General features: G+C 34.6%; 16 protein-coding genes and 1 pseudogene. 2 read left to right on the plus strand and 15 right to left on the minus strand.

Annotation, left to right across the window (positions count from 1 at the left end):
- Positions 1–2: 2 nt before the first annotated feature.
- The 3 genes from K6959_RS12335 to K6959_RS12345 all read right to left on the minus strand — a co-directional run bounded on the left by K6959_RS12335 (position 3) and on the right by K6959_RS12345 (position 3202).
- A complete protein-coding gene (locus K6959_RS12335; protein WP_223086643.1) occupies positions 3–1016 on the minus strand; it encodes a branched-chain amino acid ABC transporter permease in 1014 nt (337 codons plus the stop codon).
- Position 1017: 1 nt separating this feature from the next.
- Entirely contained in the window at positions 1018–1896 is an 879-nt protein-coding gene (locus K6959_RS12340; protein ID WP_163242152.1) for a branched-chain amino acid ABC transporter permease, read from the minus strand.
- Positions 1897–2380: 484 nt separating this feature from the next.
- Positions 2381–3202, minus strand: a complete 822-nt coding sequence (locus K6959_RS12345) for an NAD(P)H-dependent flavin oxidoreductase (protein ID WP_394372996.1) — start codon at positions 3200–3202, stop codon at positions 2381–2383.
- Between the two features lie 72 nt (positions 3203–3274).
- Between K6959_RS12345 and K6959_RS12350 the strand changes: the two genes are divergently transcribed.
- Positions 3275–3793 carry a gamma carbonic anhydrase family protein gene (locus K6959_RS12350; protein WP_163242154.1) on the plus strand — a complete coding sequence of 173 codons (519 nt, stop codon included), beginning with the start codon at positions 3275–3277 and terminating at the stop codon, positions 3791–3793.
- Positions 3794–3896: 103 nt separating this feature from the next.
- A complete protein-coding gene (locus tag K6959_RS12355; RefSeq protein WP_163242155.1) occupies positions 3897–4328 on the plus strand; it encodes a PaaI family thioesterase in 432 nt (143 codons plus the stop codon).
- A 315-nt stretch (positions 4329–4643) separates the two neighbouring features.
- On the opposite strand, the gene paaX is transcribed toward K6959_RS12355, so the two are convergent.
- The 12 genes and pseudogenes from paaX to K6959_RS12415 all read right to left on the minus strand — a co-directional run bounded on the left by paaX (position 4644) and on the right by K6959_RS12415 (position 15792).
- On the minus strand, positions 4644–5513 hold the full coding sequence (paaX, locus tag K6959_RS12360) for a phenylacetic acid degradation operon negative regulatory protein PaaX (protein ID WP_223088382.1): 870 nt from the start codon (positions 5511–5513) through the stop codon (positions 4644–4646).
- A gap of 365 nt (positions 5514–5878) precedes the next feature.
- A complete protein-coding gene (locus K6959_RS12365) occupies positions 5879–7081 on the minus strand; it encodes an acetyl-CoA C-acyltransferase (RefSeq protein WP_223086645.1) in 1203 nt (400 codons plus the stop codon).
- Between the two features lie 16 nt (positions 7082–7097).
- Positions 7098–7952, minus strand: coding sequence for a 3-hydroxyacyl-CoA dehydrogenase (locus K6959_RS12370; protein ID WP_163242157.1), 855 nt, complete (start codon positions 7950–7952; stop codon positions 7098–7100).
- Positions 7953–8173: 221 nt separating this feature from the next.
- A complete protein-coding gene (locus tag K6959_RS12375) occupies positions 8174–9691 on the minus strand; it encodes an aldehyde dehydrogenase family protein (RefSeq protein WP_223086647.1) in 1518 nt (505 codons plus the stop codon).
- 22 nt (positions 9692–9713) lie between these two features.
- On the minus strand, positions 9714–10487 hold the full coding sequence (locus tag K6959_RS12380; RefSeq protein WP_163242159.1) for an enoyl-CoA hydratase-related protein: 774 nt from the start codon (positions 10485–10487) through the stop codon (positions 9714–9716).
- 8 nt (positions 10488–10495) lie between these two features.
- A pseudogene (locus tag K6959_RS12385) lies at positions 10496–11276 on the minus strand (enoyl-CoA hydratase/isomerase family protein).
- A complete protein-coding gene (locus tag K6959_RS12390; protein ID WP_163242161.1) occupies positions 11269–11577 on the minus strand; it encodes an EthD family reductase in 309 nt (102 codons plus the stop codon). The pseudogene K6959_RS12385 and the gene K6959_RS12390 overlap by 8 nt, the downstream one beginning before the upstream one ends.
- A gap of 89 nt (positions 11578–11666) precedes the next feature.
- On the minus strand, positions 11667–12167 hold the full coding sequence (gene paaD, locus K6959_RS12395) for a 1,2-phenylacetyl-CoA epoxidase subunit PaaD (protein ID WP_163242162.1): 501 nt from the start codon (positions 12165–12167) through the stop codon (positions 11667–11669).
- Positions 12168–12206: 39 nt separating this feature from the next.
- A complete protein-coding gene (paaC, locus tag K6959_RS12400) occupies positions 12207–13004 on the minus strand; it encodes a 1,2-phenylacetyl-CoA epoxidase subunit PaaC (RefSeq protein WP_223086648.1) in 798 nt (265 codons plus the stop codon).
- On the minus strand, positions 13001–13360 hold the full coding sequence (paaB, locus tag K6959_RS12405; RefSeq protein WP_163242164.1) for a 1,2-phenylacetyl-CoA epoxidase subunit PaaB: 360 nt from the start codon (positions 13358–13360) through the stop codon (positions 13001–13003). The genes paaC and paaB overlap by 4 nt, the downstream gene beginning before the upstream one ends.
- A gap of 42 nt (positions 13361–13402) precedes the next feature.
- A complete protein-coding gene (gene paaA, locus K6959_RS12410) occupies positions 13403–14362 on the minus strand; it encodes a 1,2-phenylacetyl-CoA epoxidase subunit PaaA (RefSeq protein ID WP_163242165.1) in 960 nt (319 codons plus the stop codon).
- Between the two features lie 104 nt (positions 14363–14466).
- A complete protein-coding gene (locus K6959_RS12415; RefSeq protein ID WP_163242166.1) occupies positions 14467–15792 on the minus strand; it encodes a phenylacetate--CoA ligase family protein in 1326 nt (441 codons plus the stop codon).
- Positions 15793–16210: the final 418 nt, after the last annotated feature.

The following is a 16210-nucleotide window of genomic DNA, read 5'->3' on the forward strand; positions in this document are numbered from 1 at the left end:
ATTTAGATATTTTCAGAGGCTCTAGATTTTCTAATATTGATTATTTTCGAACGATAGACTTTTGTTATTGCTGGAAATATTCCTTGAGGGAGAAATATGACAACCAGCATTAAAATTAATCCGTAAATGACATGTTCAAAATCACTTGTAATAAAGGGAATATGTTCTCCGAGAAAATCTACAATTACTCCAACTATTGTAATAAGTACGGAACCTATAATTGCCCCCCATACACTTGTACTTCCACCTAAAACGACCATTGCAAGAAATATAATTGATGCATCAAGTGTAAAAGATGTCGGTGAAATACTATAACTCATATGAGCCATTAACCATCCAGCTAGTCCTGAAAACATCGCTCCTAGAACAAATATTTGTATTTTATATTTACCTGCATCAACCCCCATTGAACTAGCCGCAATCTCACTCCCATGAATTGAACGAAGTGCACGCCCTATTCTAGATTTAATAATATTTAAAGATAAAATAGTCATTAAAAGTACAAAACACCAAACGAAATAATAATATTGAATTCCTTGTGTTAAGGCTAAGCCGAATAATTCTATTTTTGGAATCCCATATAAACCTGATGCACCTTTAGTTAAAGATTTCCATTCCACCAGCAAAACATGAATAATAATACCGAACGAAAGTGTCGCCATCGCAAGATAATAACCGCTTAGCCGAGCCATTGTAAAACCAATCATATAGGCAATAACACCTGGAATTATAAATGAGAAAATTAATCCTATCCATGGATTTAATTGATATGTAGTTGATAGTACAGCTGTTGTATAAGCTCCTACACCATAAAAAGCTGCATGGCCTAATGAAATTTGTCCCGCAAATCCCATTAATAATCCTAAACTCACTGCAATGATCGCATGAATTCCTGCATAAGTTGCTTTCGTTATATAAAACGATTCAGAAAAAACGATTGGGAAAAGAATAACTAAGAGGGCAAACACTTGAAAACCAATCCAACTCTTTTTTTGAAGTCCCTTCAATTGAAACATATTAAAGGCCTCCTTTCCCAACATTTTTTTCACCCATAATTCCATATGGTCGAATTAGTAAAATGAGAAGAATGAAACCGAAAACGATCGCATCTTTTATACCAGAGCTCACATATCCAGCGCCTAATGATTCAATTAACCCAATCATTATGCCGCCAATTACCGCTCCTTGTGCGCTGCCTAATCCTCCAAGTATAGTTGCAGAAAATCCTTTCACTCCTAGCATTCCGCCCATGTCATATGTAGGAAAAATGATTGGTGCAATAGCAAGTCCTGCAACAGCTCCTAAAGTGGCACTCATTATAAAGGAGAATGAAGACATTTTAGCAGGACTAATACTCATTAACCTTGCAGCTAATGGATTAGCTGAACATGCACGAAAAGCTTTTCCTACCATTGTCCTTTCCATAATGTAATATAGTATTGTTAGACAAATAAACAAGATTAACATGATAAAAATACTTTGAGGTGTGATAGCGGCTCCGAATATATTAATAGGTTCACTATTCAAAAATGATTCTACCTTAACTGGATTTTTTCCCCACACTATCCGTGCAATACCTCGTATAAATATTGAAGCTCCAATCGTTAGAATAATTAAGCTGATTGCATCAGCCCTTTTTGCCCTTCTAATAATAATAAATTCTAGTAAATATCCTGATATAACAACAATGCCAATGGTCAAAATAAATGCGATAAAATAAGGGACCCCTAGAGAAAGCATTGAGAACATTGTCATTCCACCTAGCATAACGAATTCCCCTTGAGATAAATTAATGACCTTCGTTACGCTATAAACTGTTACAAACCCTAATGCAACGATTGCATAAATACTTCCAATCGTTAATCCAGTCATCAAAAATTGCAGTAAATCCTCCAATAATATCACCTCTAATTTATATGACGTTTTTATTACGTTTGTGTTTAATTTAGTATAATTATATGGTAATCACTTTAATAAATATTGTCAAGAATATTTCGAAAATTTACAAATATTCTATATAAAAAACGGACAATAGCTGTCCGTTCATCATGTTTTACTCTATTTATAGCTTTCCACTTTACTCGTTCCCCTACTTACTACTGTCAAAAAGGGTTGGTTTTTCCTGCTCATTAGTTTTTTATAATCATTCTTTTCCCAAATATTTTCTATATTAATTATCACGTTTTAGAAACGTTTTAGGATTAAATGTTTTATTTTATTAAATGAGTTCTTCTCATTTTATGTGTGAAGCAGGCTGGATATATTCATGAAACAGATTAGCTGCATGACTTGCTTCTCTCATCATGCGGCATAACAACTGTTCTACAGTAGGTATATCATTAATTAATCCAGAAATTTGTCCCCATTTATAAATCCTCTGCTAAAAATTTCCATCTATAGCTCCGATTTTATGATATTTTTCACTCGTTAATTCATTAAATTTTTCTAATGTAAAATGATTGCCCTCAGCTTCTAATAATTTTTTAGCATAAGGAGTTTTTAATACCCGTCTTATCCGATTTACAGAGCGTCCTACAATAACAGTGTCAATATCTGTAGCTGATATGATTTTATGTTTATATTCATCACTAAAGGGAGCTTCTTGAGTTGCAATAAAACGAGTACCGATTTGTACTCCCCTAGCTCCTAATACGAGCATTGCAGCTAAACCACGACCATCACCTATACCACCAGCTGCAATTACTGGAACTTTTACTTTGCTAACAATTTGAGGTATTAATGTTAAAGATGTACTTTCATAATTTGAATTTATTCCCGCTGCTTCATATCCTTCTGCTACTATCGCATCTGTTCCGGCGGCCTCCGCCTTTAATGCATGCTTAACCGATCCTACAACCGTAATTACCTTTATCCCAACATGATGGAGTCTCTTTATGTACGCTGTGGGATCACCAGCTGACAAAGAAACAATAGGAATTTTCCGTTCAATGACTAAAGAGATCATTTCCTCTAAATACGGATTAACATTAATCGCTATATTTACGGAAAATGTATTATTCGTCATACTCTTTGTTTCTAAAATAATCGTATCTAATTCTTCCGGAGTCATTGTACCTGCGCCGATCGTTCCCATCCCTCCTGCCTCAGATACTGCTGCTGCTAATTTTGCATTGCTGATATTCCCCATACCTCCTTGGATTATTGGATATTTAATTTTAAACATCTTACATAATGTATCCATTTTATTGCCCTCCGTTAAAAAAGTGTTATAATAATATTATATATAAATTACCATATTAGGGAGGGTTTTAAAATGATTTTTCCATATAAAAATAAATTACCTCAAATTGATGAAACTGTTTTTATTGCACCTGGTGCTAAAATTATCGGTGATGTTAAGGTTGGTAAACACTCTAGTATTTGGTTCAATGCAGTTTTAAGGGGAGATGAGGCACCTATTATCATTGGTGAAAGATGCAGTATACAAGATAATACAACTTGCCATTTGTATGAAGAGCATCCCCTCATTATCGAAAACGATGTTACAGTAGGTCATCATGTTATTCTTCATGGCTGTAAAATACGAAAAGCTGCACTCATCGGAATGGGATCAACGATTTTAGATGATGCTGAAATAGGAGAATATACTATTATCGGAGCAAACACTTTAATTCCTCCCGGTAAGAAAATCCCAGCAAGATCGCTCGTTGTTGGCTCTCCTGGGAAAGTTATCAGAGAATTAACTGAAAAAGATTTTGAGCTTATCCAGCTATCTATCACAACATATGTACAAAAAGGAATTGAATATAAAGAACAATTTTCAAAATTTTAAAATAATCCGCTTAACTGTTTTGCAATCTTTTTATATCATATTAGTAAGACCGACATGTCAATTTTCTCCTTAGAACACCTTATGAAAGGATAGACTAATAACAATGAAGAAAATAGTAGATTTAAATAAAGTCATCCATCAAGAAATTCCTCCACCTGCATGTGATGTTTCACTTGGTATAAAAATTTCGGAAGCTTATGAAGGATATGCAAAAGGATATTGGAACATTAAGGATCATCTATTAAATGGGAACGGTGTCGTGATGGGGGGATTTGTATCTGCTGCTGCTGATATTATCATGGCGTATGCGATGACAACTCGTTTAAATGAACATCAAACATTTGCTTCGATTAATTTAGACACAACTTTTCATCGCCCAGTGTTTACAGGCAAAGTGGAAATAGAAGCTGCCATTAAAAAGTTAGGCAAGTCAATCGCTTATGTACAAGCTGTTTTGACACAAAACGAAAAAAGGGTTGCTGATGCAGTTTCATCCATCATAATCATGCAAAAAGAGACTAATATCAAAACCTAATGCCGGATTCATTAGAATATGGCATAACTGTACAAAAAATCTTAGATTTCATTTCAAAGTCTTTTAATCCAACTTCATAATTTAACTCCTAGAATATGAAATTAAAATCAGCCAAGCTTTGAACTCCGCCCCAATTGTTAGACACAGTTTAACATTGGGGGGTGTGGTTTTTTAATGCCAAATATACAATAGAGTAGAAAAGGCCTGAGTCCTGTAGAATAGCGAGTTCAGACCTTGGAAGTTGCTTCAAAAAAATAATTTATGTCTAATTTTTTTAAGGTCACTTCAGCTTTTATACTCTTGGGTTGATTATAGTCAGCGGTTGTTTTTTTTCATAAATGGATGGTTAAGAACTTCATACTTACTATCTTTGCGATCGATTTCATTATCCTTTTCAAAAATTGTTTCAAAAAAACGGTTTGCAGGACCAGCCAACGTTTTATAATAATCACTGAACAAAGTAGCTGCATGTCTTCCAAGCCATTTGTCTAGAAGCAATTCTTCAGGTAATCCTGGGTCTATAAATAAAAATTTGCGATATTTATGAACTAACTTCGTTCTTTCAACAAAGCATTCAGCATCTGACATTTGTTCATTCATTATTTTACTTTTATCTACGACAAATTTTTTGCTATATTCAGTAATAAATTCTTCATACTTGGAGTTAATTTCATCAATATCCCAGCATGTTTTTACAAGCTTTTCATTCTCACAAGGTCCTTTATAATCAGACACAAAAAAGTGAACATAAGATTTAATATCATATTTTTCAATGAGGAGATTCACTTCTTTTTCTAAATTATTTGGAGAAATCCAGCAGCTATTTAGCAACATGCCAAATCCGCTCCATACTAATTCCTGACGTAACTCATCTCTTATATTACGTTTTTCTTCCGGTATGGTATACATTAACATTCTCCATTTACCATCCCATTGTAAAGGATTTAATTTAAAAATCCTTTTTGATGCTTCTTCAATTCTAGCTACACCCATTTTGGTCAAAGAATAATAGCTTTTATTTCCTTTCTTTTTAGAAGTTACCCACCCTTGTTTGCCCATCCTAGAAATTGCAGCCCTAACCGAATGTTCATTATGTCCAAATTCCTCCAATAACCGAATGAGGCTTCCAATCCATATTTCATTACCATAATGGCTTATATAATCACCATATAACGTAAAAATCATCGAGCGTGTATTTAAATTTGCCACACTTATTCATCCTTCTGCTTTTTTAAGTTCTTTTCGAATAGTCTCTTCACTTGCTTATATAAATGGCGAAGAGATGTTTTCTATCTAAATTTTCATAATAATATTACTATACCCAATAGATTATATCAATTGTTAGTAATAATGTTAACGTTACTTATTTACTTTTCCATTCTGATAAAGCTGTAACATGACTACATGTACCGTTTTTTATCCGTAAAAAAAGGCTCAAAATTGAGCCTATCGCTTGAAGAAAAAATTATTATGAATATTATGGATTCATTTCAGTATTTTTAAAACGAAGTCAAACAACAAAAACAGTCGTTTTTAGTTGACAAGTGTGATTAATCTACATTTTCTACAATCGTTGCAATTCCTTGTCCGACTCCGATACACATAGTGGCAAGTCCATATTTTACATTACGTTTTTTCATTTCATAAATAAGTGTAGTTAAAATTCTTGCCCCACTTGCTCCAAGAGGATGGCCGAATGCAATTGCACCGCCATTTACATTCACAATATCGTTATTTAACTCTAATTGTTTAATACATTCAATTGCTTGAGAAGCGAATGCTTCATTCAGTTCAATAAGACCAAGGTCATTTACTGTTAATCCAACTCGTGATAATGCCTTTTTTGTTGCAAATATTGGCCCAAGTCCCATTATTGCTGGTTCTAAACCTGCGGTAGCAGAAACTTTATATTTCACGAGAGGTTTTATACCTAATTCCCTTACTTTTTCTCCAGACATTAATAAAAGGACAGAAGCACCATCATTTACTCCTGACGCATTTCCTGCTGTTACGGTTCCATTTTCAGAGAGTGGTTTTAACTTACTAAGCTTTTCCATTGTCGTATCGGCTCTAGGATGTTCATCATCATTAATTTGAATTTCATTTCCTTTTTTATCATGATATACTACAGGAATAATTTCTTCGGCAAACCGATTTTCTTCGATAGCTTTTTTAGCCTTTATTTGACTTTCATAAGCAAAATAATCTTGCGCCTCACGGGAGATATTATATTTTTGTGCTACATTTTCCGCAGTTTGCGGCATCGAATCTGAACCATACATTTCATGTAATCTCGAATTTATAAAACGCCAACCAATTGTTGTATCAAACATTTCCAAATGACCGCGCGGATAATCTATTTCTGGCTTGGCCATTACAAATGGAGCACGGGTCATACTCTCTGTTCCACCTGCAAAAAAAATATCTCCTTCATTTGCTAATATTGCTCGAGCACAATAATTAACTGCATCTAATCCAGATCCACATAGGCGATTAATAGTTGTCCCCCCAACATTTATTGGAAAACCTGATAATAACGCTGACATTCTAGCTACATTTCGATTATCTTCTCCTGCTTGATTTGCATTTCCTAAAACGACGTCCTCAATTTGTTCTACTGGTACATTTGGATTTCGTACAATCACTTTTTTAATTGCAATAGCAGCTAAATCATCTGGACGAATTGATTTTAACGCTCCTTTATATTTTCCAATCGGTGTTCTTACTGCATCAACAATATAAACCTCTCTCACTTCTTACAACCTCACTTTATTTTTCAGTATAATCGTAAACACCCTTACCTACCTTTCGCCCTAATCGACCAGCTTTCACATATTGTTCAAGCAATGGTGCCGGACGATATTTCTCACCTAACTTTTCATGTAAATATTTTAAATTATTTAAACGTGCATCTAACCCCACAAGATCAACGAGTTCAAAAGGACCCATCGGAAAATTCAATCCAAGTTTAATTGCTTTATCAATTTCTTCGGGTGTACCGACCCCTTCTTGAAGCATGTAAAAAGCTTCATTTCCAACTAATGTGCTAATCCTACTTGTCACAAATCCAGGGAATTCGTTTACCACTACTGTTTCTTTCCCCATTATGCCGGAAATGCGTTTTACTATTTCAACCGTTTCATCTGCAGTTTCTAATCCACGAATCATTTCAATAAGGGGCATTTTGTGAACTGGATTAAAGAAGTGCATTGCAATTACTTTTTCGGGCCGTTTTGTAAAAGAAGCTATTTCAGTTGGACTCATCGTTGAGGTGTTTGTTGCAAAATAACAACTCTCAGGAGCATGAATATCAATGGTTTCAAAAACTTTCTTCTTTATTTCTCTTATTTCTGGTACAGCTTCAATAACCAAATCTGCTGTTTTGACAGCTTCAACAAGATCGACATCGTATGAGAGACGCCTTTTTGCCGCTTCTACTTGTGTACTTGATAGCTTTCCTCGTTTTACTGCTTTTTTAAAAACATGAGTCATTTCTGCTTCTGCACTTTCTAACGCTTCTTTCTTAATATCAACTATTTTTACATGTAAGCCCCCTACAGCTCCTACATAAGCAATTCCCCTACCCATCGTTCCAGACCCAATGACTACTAAATTATTTCTCATTACAGTTCACTCCTCGAAAAGTGCTGAAAAAATACTTTTAAATTAACAGTTTAAAATTCCGGTTAATCCAAAATAATGAATATATTTTTTGAATTTATACTAGTAAATTAGGAATATTGCAACTATTGTATTACTAAAAGTCACCTCCAATTTTCCCGATACTTGTTTATTCAAAAAAGAACGAGCAAGTGCTCGTTACAATAACAATCAACTTAATTGAATTACACACCTAATGGATTTAGTGGCTTTCCTCCATAATACGAGAGTACACTTTTTGTTTCTGTATAAAGATTTAACGTTTCAATCGAAAGCTCCCTACCAAAACCCGATTTTTTGTATCCTCCAAAAGGTGTGCCAGGGAAAGCGGAAAATGGGCAATTTACCATGACAATTCCAGCACGCATTTTATGAGCGATACGGGTTGCTCGTCCTTGATCCTTTGTCCAAACGGCTGAACCTAATCCATAATCTGTATCATTTGCAAGTTTAATGACTTCCTTTTCGTCATTAAACTTCATGACGACAACAACTGGTCCAAAAATTTCCTCTCTCACTATTTTCATGTTATGATTAACATCTGTTATAATAGTTGGTGCATACCAAAAACCATCTTCATATCCTTCAACTTTCACTTCATGTCCGCCTGTTACAATTGTTGCTCCATCTTTAATAGCTGATTTTATATAGCCATCGATCACTTCAAGCTGATTTCTACTAATAATTGCCCCTACTTGTGTCGCTTGATCAAGTGGATTGCCTAAACGTAATTGTTTTGTTTTTTTAATAAATTTTTCCATAAACTCATTATAAATATTCTCGTGCACATAGAGACGGGATCGTGCTTCACACGATTGGCCAGTATTATAGAAAATCCCAAAGATCGAGCCGTAAACAGCCGCGTCAATATCGGCATCATCAAAGACAATGTTCGGTGATTTTCCACCCAGTTCAAGTGTAATCCGCTTAAGAGTATGTGAGGCTTTTTCCATAATATCTTTTCCAATGGGAGTAGAACCGGTAAATGCAACTTTATCAATATCTTGATGCTCTACAATGGCATCTCCAACTGAAGAACCCGGACCTGGAACAACATTAACAACACCTTCTGGTACACCAGCTTCATGACAAATTTCTGTTAATACAATAGCAGTTAAAGGTGTTAAACTTGCAGGCTTTAAGACTACTGAACATCCAGCTGCAATAGCAGGCGCAATTTTCCAAGCTGCCATCATCAATGGATAATTCCAAGGAATGATTTGTCCGCATACACCTACTGGTTCTTTTTGAGTATAATTAAAAAATCCATATGGCATATTGTTTACTTCTCCGCGATGTCCAACAATTGCACCAGCATAAAATTCAAAATCTTCTATTGCTTGAAGCACTTGACCTTCAGCAGCCGATAGTGACTTACCGCTATTTAATACTTCTAATTCTACTAATTCATTGAATTGAGACCTCATAATTGTAGCTATGTTATTTAATACTCGAGCCCTTTTACCGACTGGGTATTTCCTCCATTTCCCATATTCAAATGCATATCGTGCTGCTTTAACTGCCTTATCAACATCATCCTTAGAGGCTTTAGCAACTTGAGCAAGTAACTCGCCCGTTGCCGGATTATATGTCGGTGACGTTTCTTTTAAAGTTCCATCAACACGTTCCCCATTAATAACCATTTGATAGTAATCACGCTTAATATTTAATTTTTCCATTTTTTCAACTTTTACGGTTGACAAAATAATCACTCCTCACTTTAGATTAATAACCGTTAAACTGTGGTTTTCGTTTTTCTAAAAAAGCTGCGACCCCTTCCTTGTGATCTTCTGTTAAACCAGCTGCACGCTGTCCGTTTGCTTCTTTTTCTAATATTTCATTTAAATTGCAATTCCAGCTGTCATTGATATATCGTTTGATCATGCCAATTGCTTTTGTAGGCATATTTGCTAAGCGTTCTGCAAATGAAGTAATTTCTGCTTTCCAATTGTCAGCACTCATTACTTTTGTTACTAATCCAATTGATTTTGCTTCCTCAGCGGAAATTTTTTCTCCTAAAACAGATAATTCTAATGCTTTGGCTTGACCAACTAATCGAGGCAAGTAATACAAATTACCTGAGTCAGGAATTAAACCTATATGAATAAATGCTTCTACAAAACTGGCTTTCTCAGAAGCTAATCTAAAATCACATGCTAACGCAAGGCTTACACCAGCTCCAGCAGCTACACCGTTAATTGCAGCAATAATTGGTTTTTCTAGTGCAGCTAATTGCTTTACCATTGGATTATAGCGATTGCGAAGTATTTCCCCGTGATTCGTTTCCTGACCAATTCCAGCGAGGTCTTCTCCGGAACAAAATGCATGTCCTTCGCCTGTGATTACTAAACATCTTATCTCGGGATTTTTTGTGATATTTTTTAGTACACGAATCATTTCTCTATTCATTTGTTCATTAAAAGCATTCAATTTATCAGGGCGATTTAATGTGATCCAAGCTACACCATTATTTACTTCTAATTTGATCGTTTCAAACATATATTCTCCTACCTCCCTTGAAAATTTGCTTTTCTTTTTTCGATAAATGCCTTCATGCCTTCTTTCCGATCATAGGGATGAGAATAATAGAGAAAAATTTTTTCTTTCATATTGCATTCCTTCATCTAAAGGATAATCTACTGCTTTTAAAACAGATTCTTTAATGAACCGAATGGAAAGGGATGGTTTTTTTGAGATTGTACTAGCTAATCTTATCGTTTCTTCCATTAATACTTCTGGAGCAATCAACCGATTGACAATACCATAATGCAATGCTTCATTTGCAGACATTGGTTCACCTAACCAAAGCCATTGCAATGCTTTAGTTTTTCCCATTAATTTTGTTTAAACGCTGTGTGTTCCTCCAGCTCCGGGCATTACACCAATATTTATTTCAGGAAAGCCAAACTGAGCGTTCTCTGCCGCAAGCAAGATATCACAGCAAAGGGCTAATTCAAATCCGCCCCCTAATGCAAATCCTTGTATAGCCCCAATAATTGGTTTTTTAATTAAAGCAATCCGATCCCAATCTGCAAATTGGTTTAATAATTCTAATGTTATCGGGTCATCTTCAGTCATCTCATTAATATCCGCACCTGAAGCAAAAGCACGTCCTTCCCCTGATAAAACAATCACTTTTACTTCATTATGTTGATCAAACAATTCCATTGCTGCTACAATTTCTTTTATCATAGCGCGATTTAGGGCATTCAAAACTTCAGGGCGATTGAGAGTAATATATCCAATTTGGTGATCGTTTTTAACTTTAATAAATTCGTAATTACTCATTATGATCCTCACCAATCATTAAAGTAACGATATCTCCCGCAAAAGACATAAGATCTTTTGAGGACGCTTTTGCTTCCTCTGTCTTCATTGCTGCTTTGAATGTTTGCATATTCTCATAGTACATTTCACACATTAAATAATACTCACTTTTACCTCCCATACCACTACCTATTATTTTAGTAACGTCCATTTTTAAAAGACCGGGTATTTTTTTAGTAATTGGTACATGGATAGAGAAATAATGTTCATCAAATTTTTCCTTATCTTTAGGTTCTTTATATAAAGCTATTAATTTAATCATTTTACACCCTCCAAAAATTTTAAATTAATTCTTTTTTTTATCTAAATATTCAACAAAAACATGTCACATTTAAAACGAACTATATACAATTAATTACCTATAGAAATTGGTTTCATTGCTTCAAATGGATTTTTACATCCTTTGCAGTATAAAATACTTTTACAGGCAGAAGGTCCAAAAATATTTTCTAATGTATTATATTTGGAGCCACAATACGGACACTCAACTTGCCATGAACCATCACTTTCAAGTTGATTTGGCGGAGGAGCAATTCCAAATTCCTTTAACCCCTCCTTCCCATTATCTGTAATTCTATCCGATGTCCAAGGGGGGGTTTTTCTATACGTAACCTTAACTTCTTTTATTCCCTTTATTTCACTTATAGCTTGAATAACATTGTCTTTAATAATTCCTAAAGCTGGACAGCCTAAAAATGTTGGCAATAGTTCAACTATCACTTTGTTTTCTAAAATAGAAACGTTTTCAACCATTCCTAAATCAAAAATATTAACGGTATTGATTTCTGGATCGAAAACTGTTTCTAATTGTTTCTTTACTTTGCTTTCTAAATATGAGTTTGAAGATGCCAATTGCCTATCCTCCTTTTTACTTGAAAACTATTCATTCTTTTACCATGGAACAGCAGGATTGATGTTATATACCTCTGAAAGTAACGCAATCGCTTGATGTAAATCATCAGTATGAATGCCGGCTCTTCCATCACCGCGCTCCATTTTTGGTTCACCTGGAAAATCTAAATTTAACTTTTTAAATTCCTCCTTTAATTCTGAAATAAACCGCTCTTTTAATACTGATTCACTTTCTATTAAACCAGCAGCAACGATGTCATCTCTCTTTGGACCTAGTGAAAAAACACCCCCAATATCTTTCCAAACCTTTGTAATTGCTTTCTTCATCCTGTCCCTTGCTTCCCCTTCTGCACTGACTAATTGTTGAAACCAAGTTCTCCAATGCATAAGATGATAAAGAGCTTCTCCATCAACCTTAACGGCTACTTGAGCAAGTGGCATATAAGAATTTTTTTTTTTAATGAATTTATTTTTTTCCTTTTTAATTAATTCATAAAAATAATTACGAACAACTGTAAAGCCCCAATCGTAGCATGGTTCATCATATAACCAATGCCCAGTACCATTTACTTCTTCTAAAAGAATGGCATTTTTTCTTTCCGCTGCTGAACGCAAATGTGCTAAATCATCCACTTTTCCTTCCCCAAGTTCCTCAAGCAGCTGATAGAACATTGATGCATGCCCCATTACATTTTGTGCGATAGATGAATAAGCGACATCCTCTTCAATATGCGGGACTAATCCAAGCCACTCAGAACCTCGATAGGAAACTAATAGATCGTCATCTGCAAGCTGGTACAATAAATCTACTAATATCTCTTTATATTCAATGTTCATCGTTTCACACGCCCCTTACTCCACGACAAGATTTCTTTTTCGTCTAACATCCCTTGATCAGCTTTCCGCCATATTCTTGCTAAATAACCATAACCTTTAGTTGTTCGATAGTTTTTATTATCGATCCGTTTCAAAGTTTCACGTTCTTCTGGATTCATCATTCGTATATCCGAACGCTTAACAACCCATATATCACAAACACTTTCACGTCTAATAAAATTCTCTTGCGCCATTACTAAAGCGATTTCATGATTTGGTGCAAGAAGTGTAAACTGTTCTTGACTATGAGATATTGGCGTTTTTCGGCTAAAAACAACAAACTCTTCATAAAACGATGCTTTTTCGTTTTGTTCCATATTCCATCCTCTCATTTCAATAATTTTTTAATTTATATAAAACTAATTCGTATTATTTAGTCCTAAAGCTTTTCGTACCCAAGCATTGTTTTCATATGATAATTTTCGAATTCGCAATCTTTCTTTTGACATCGGGCCTTCATTTCGAATAATTTTCAGAAACTCATTCCAATCTGGCTGCTTGTAGATCCACTCTTCTTTTTTCTCGTCGTATCGAAGATTTTCATCTGGAATCGTTAGACCAATTCCTATTATTCTCGGAACATATTTCGTAAGGTAAAATTGCCTTAAATCTTCATTTGTGTTTTTCCTGATTTTATATTTAATGGTTAATTCCTGCTTTGAAGCTCCTGTTGTTTCCATTGTTGGGGGTCCAAAAAACATAAGTAGTGCTGGCCACCAGCGATTTAAAGCATCTTGAAGCATTTCTTTTTGTTCCATTGTTCCTTGTGCAAGCGCAACCGAAATTGCTTCACCGTGCTGCGCATGAAATACTTCTTCAGCAGCGATTCGTTTTAACGCTCTGGCATACGGTGCATACGAAGCGTCTAACATATTGGTTTGTGTAATGATTGCTGCACCATCAACTAACCATCCAATTAATCCTGCATCAGCCCATGATTTTGTTTTCCAATGGAAAACGTTATGAAACTTTAACTTTCCTTGAAATAAATCTTCCATTAAATCTTCTCTCGTTTTTCCATATGGCTTTATTAAATCTTCTGCTACTCGTAAAAGTAATTGTCCATGTCCCATTTCATCTTGAACTTTAGCCATAATTCCAAGCTTTCGATATAAAGTAGGCGCCTTAGGTGTCCACTCTTTTTCGGGTAGGGCCCCCATTATTTCACTTATGCCATGCATTGATATTAATTTAATTAATACTTGGCGGTATTCATGAGGCATCCAATCATCAGCTTCAATTTTTTCCCCTGATTCTATTCTTTCCATAAATTCCTGATGCTTAGCTTGATCAGATAAATCCATTATTTGAACCGACATTTAATTTTAACCCCCAATTAATATGACGTATTTATAACGTTATTATAATATCATGTAATATTATTTGCAAGGAGTTAACTCAATTTTTACTAAAGTGTTAATATTCAGATATTTATTGGCATACTTCTTTTATTCACAACTCTAACTGCTTTTCCTTCTGATCTTTGAATTGATTTTGGAGGGTGAATTTTAACATCCATCGATATTAAGCAACTACTTTTCATTAAATTAGAAATAAACTTTTCAAGTTGGAAAATTTTTTCATTCCCCATATCACCTTTGATTTCTTTATAGAATGTTTCTGTTACTTCAACATTTAATTCCATACAATCCAAATAACCTCTTTTTAGAAGATGTACTTGAAAATGTGGTGCTATTTCATTTACTTTCAGTAAATAATGTTCGATTTCAGACGGAAAGACATTTACACCTCTTACAATGATCATGTCATCAATTCGGCCTTTAATACGTGACATTCGAATTGTCGTTCTCCCACATTTACACTTTTCTCTATTTATCGATCCAATATCACCAGTACGGTAGCGAAGAACTGGAAAGGCTTCCTTCGTTAAACTCGTAAATACAAGCTCTCCATCTTGACCATCCGGTACAGGTTCAAGCGTTTTTGAATCAATTACTTCTACCAAAAAATGATCTTCAGCAACATGGAGTCCGTCTTGTGCTTGATAGCATTCCATTGATACACCTGGACCTATTACTTCACTAAGGCCGTAAATATCACATGCTGTGATTTCAAACTTTTCTTCAAGCATTTTTCTCATTTCCTCAGACCAAGGCTCAGCGCCAAAAATGCCATGTTTTAAACTCGTTTTTCGCGGATCTATCCCCATCTCTTCCATATGTTCTGCAATAGTTAATACATATGATGGGGTGCCACAAATCACTTTTGGCCCAAAGTCTTCAATTAAAGAAATTTGCCGATCCGTATTTCCTCCTGAAATAGGAATTGTTACCATCCCTAAATGTTCACTGCCGAAATGAAGACCTAACCCACCTGTAAACAAACCATAGCCGTAAGTATTATGTAATATTTCTCCCGGCTTTCCTCCTGCTATAACAATGGCTCTAGCAACAATCTCACTCCAATTGTTAATATCATTTTTTGTATAACCAACTACCGTTGGCTTGCCACTTGTACCTGATGATCCGTGTATACGGACGAGATCCTTAAGATCAACCGCAAATAGACCAAATGGATAGTTATCTCTTAAATCTTGTTTTTTCGTAAACGGAAGATTTCTTATATCCTCCAAACCTTTAATTCTTTCTGGAATCACATTGCGTTCCATTAATTTTTTTTGATAAAACGGTACAGAATTGTAAGCCCTTTCAACGGTTTTAATTAACCTTTCTAACTGAAGCCTTTCAATATTCTCTCTACTTTCTGTTTCGATTTCATGTAAAATCATCAAACTTCCTCCTTTAATTTTTTTAAAAGTAGTAGAAAAGAGCATTTTTTTATTAAACAGCAATTATAACTAATTTTCATATGACGAATTAATTACGATTGCCAATTTAATGTTATATATATTTAATAACAAAGATACAATATCAAGATTATTATGTCAATATTTTTTAAATTTAGATAATTTAGTTTTCTACTGAAAAAAGCCCCTAAAATAGGAGCTTATGAAAAATAAGCTCTTATTTTAGGGTGTATTTTCTTAATATTTTCTTTTTCCTCATTCATATTTGAAACTACTTGTAATAAGAGCAACTACAAACTTAAATGAAGCTCAATAAACTAGCAGAATGACGTGTAATTTGCTAATATTACATATATCACCATTTAATAGATAGCTTTATTTTTCAACGCAACAGCTAGTC

This window comes from Bacillus aquiflavi (assembly GCF_019915265.1).
In the GTDB taxonomy this organism is placed as follows: Bacteria; Bacillota; Bacilli; order Bacillales; family Cytobacillaceae; genus Bacillus_BT; species Bacillus_BT aquiflavi.

Excerpts from the sequence above, each read along its gene's own strand:
- K6959_RS12335 (WP_223086643.1), bottom strand. The coding sequence starts at position 1,016 with ATGTTTCAATTGAAGGGACTTCAAAAAAAGAGTTGGATTGGTTTTCAA.
- K6959_RS12345 (WP_394372996.1), bottom strand. The coding sequence starts at position 3,202 with ATGGATACATTATGTAAGATGTTTAAAATTAAATATCCAATAATCCAA.
- K6959_RS12350 (WP_163242154.1), top strand. The coding sequence starts at position 3,275 with ATGATTTTTCCATATAAAAATAAATTACCTCAAATTGATGAAACTGTT.
- K6959_RS12355 (WP_163242155.1), top strand. The coding sequence starts at position 3,897 with ATGAAGAAAATAGTAGATTTAAATAAAGTCATCCATCAAGAAATTCCT.
- paaX (WP_223088382.1), bottom strand. The coding sequence starts at position 5,513 with ATGATTTTTACGTTATATGGTGATTATATAAGCCATTATGGTAATGAA.
- K6959_RS12370 (WP_163242157.1), bottom strand. The coding sequence starts at position 7,952 with ATGAGAAATAATTTAGTAGTCATTGGGTCTGGAACGATGGGTAGGGGA.
- K6959_RS12380 (WP_163242159.1), bottom strand. The coding sequence starts at position 10,487 with ATGTTTGAAACGATCAAATTAGAAGTAAATAATGGTGTAGCTTGGATC.
- K6959_RS12390 (WP_163242161.1), bottom strand. The coding sequence starts at position 11,577 with ATGATTAAATTAATAGCTTTATATAAAGAACCTAAAGATAAGGAAAAA.
- paaC (WP_223086648.1), bottom strand. The coding sequence starts at position 13,004 with ATGAACATTGAATATAAAGAGATATTAGTAGATTTATTGTACCAGCTT.
- paaB (WP_163242164.1), bottom strand. The coding sequence starts at position 13,360 with ATGGAACAAAACGAAAAAGCATCGTTTTATGAAGAGTTTGTTGTTTTT.
- paaA (WP_163242165.1), bottom strand. The coding sequence starts at position 14,362 with ATGTCGGTTCAAATAATGGATTTATCTGATCAAGCTAAGCATCAGGAA.
- K6959_RS12415 (WP_163242166.1), bottom strand. The coding sequence starts at position 15,792 with ATGATTTTACATGAAATCGAAACAGAAAGTAGAGAGAATATTGAAAGG.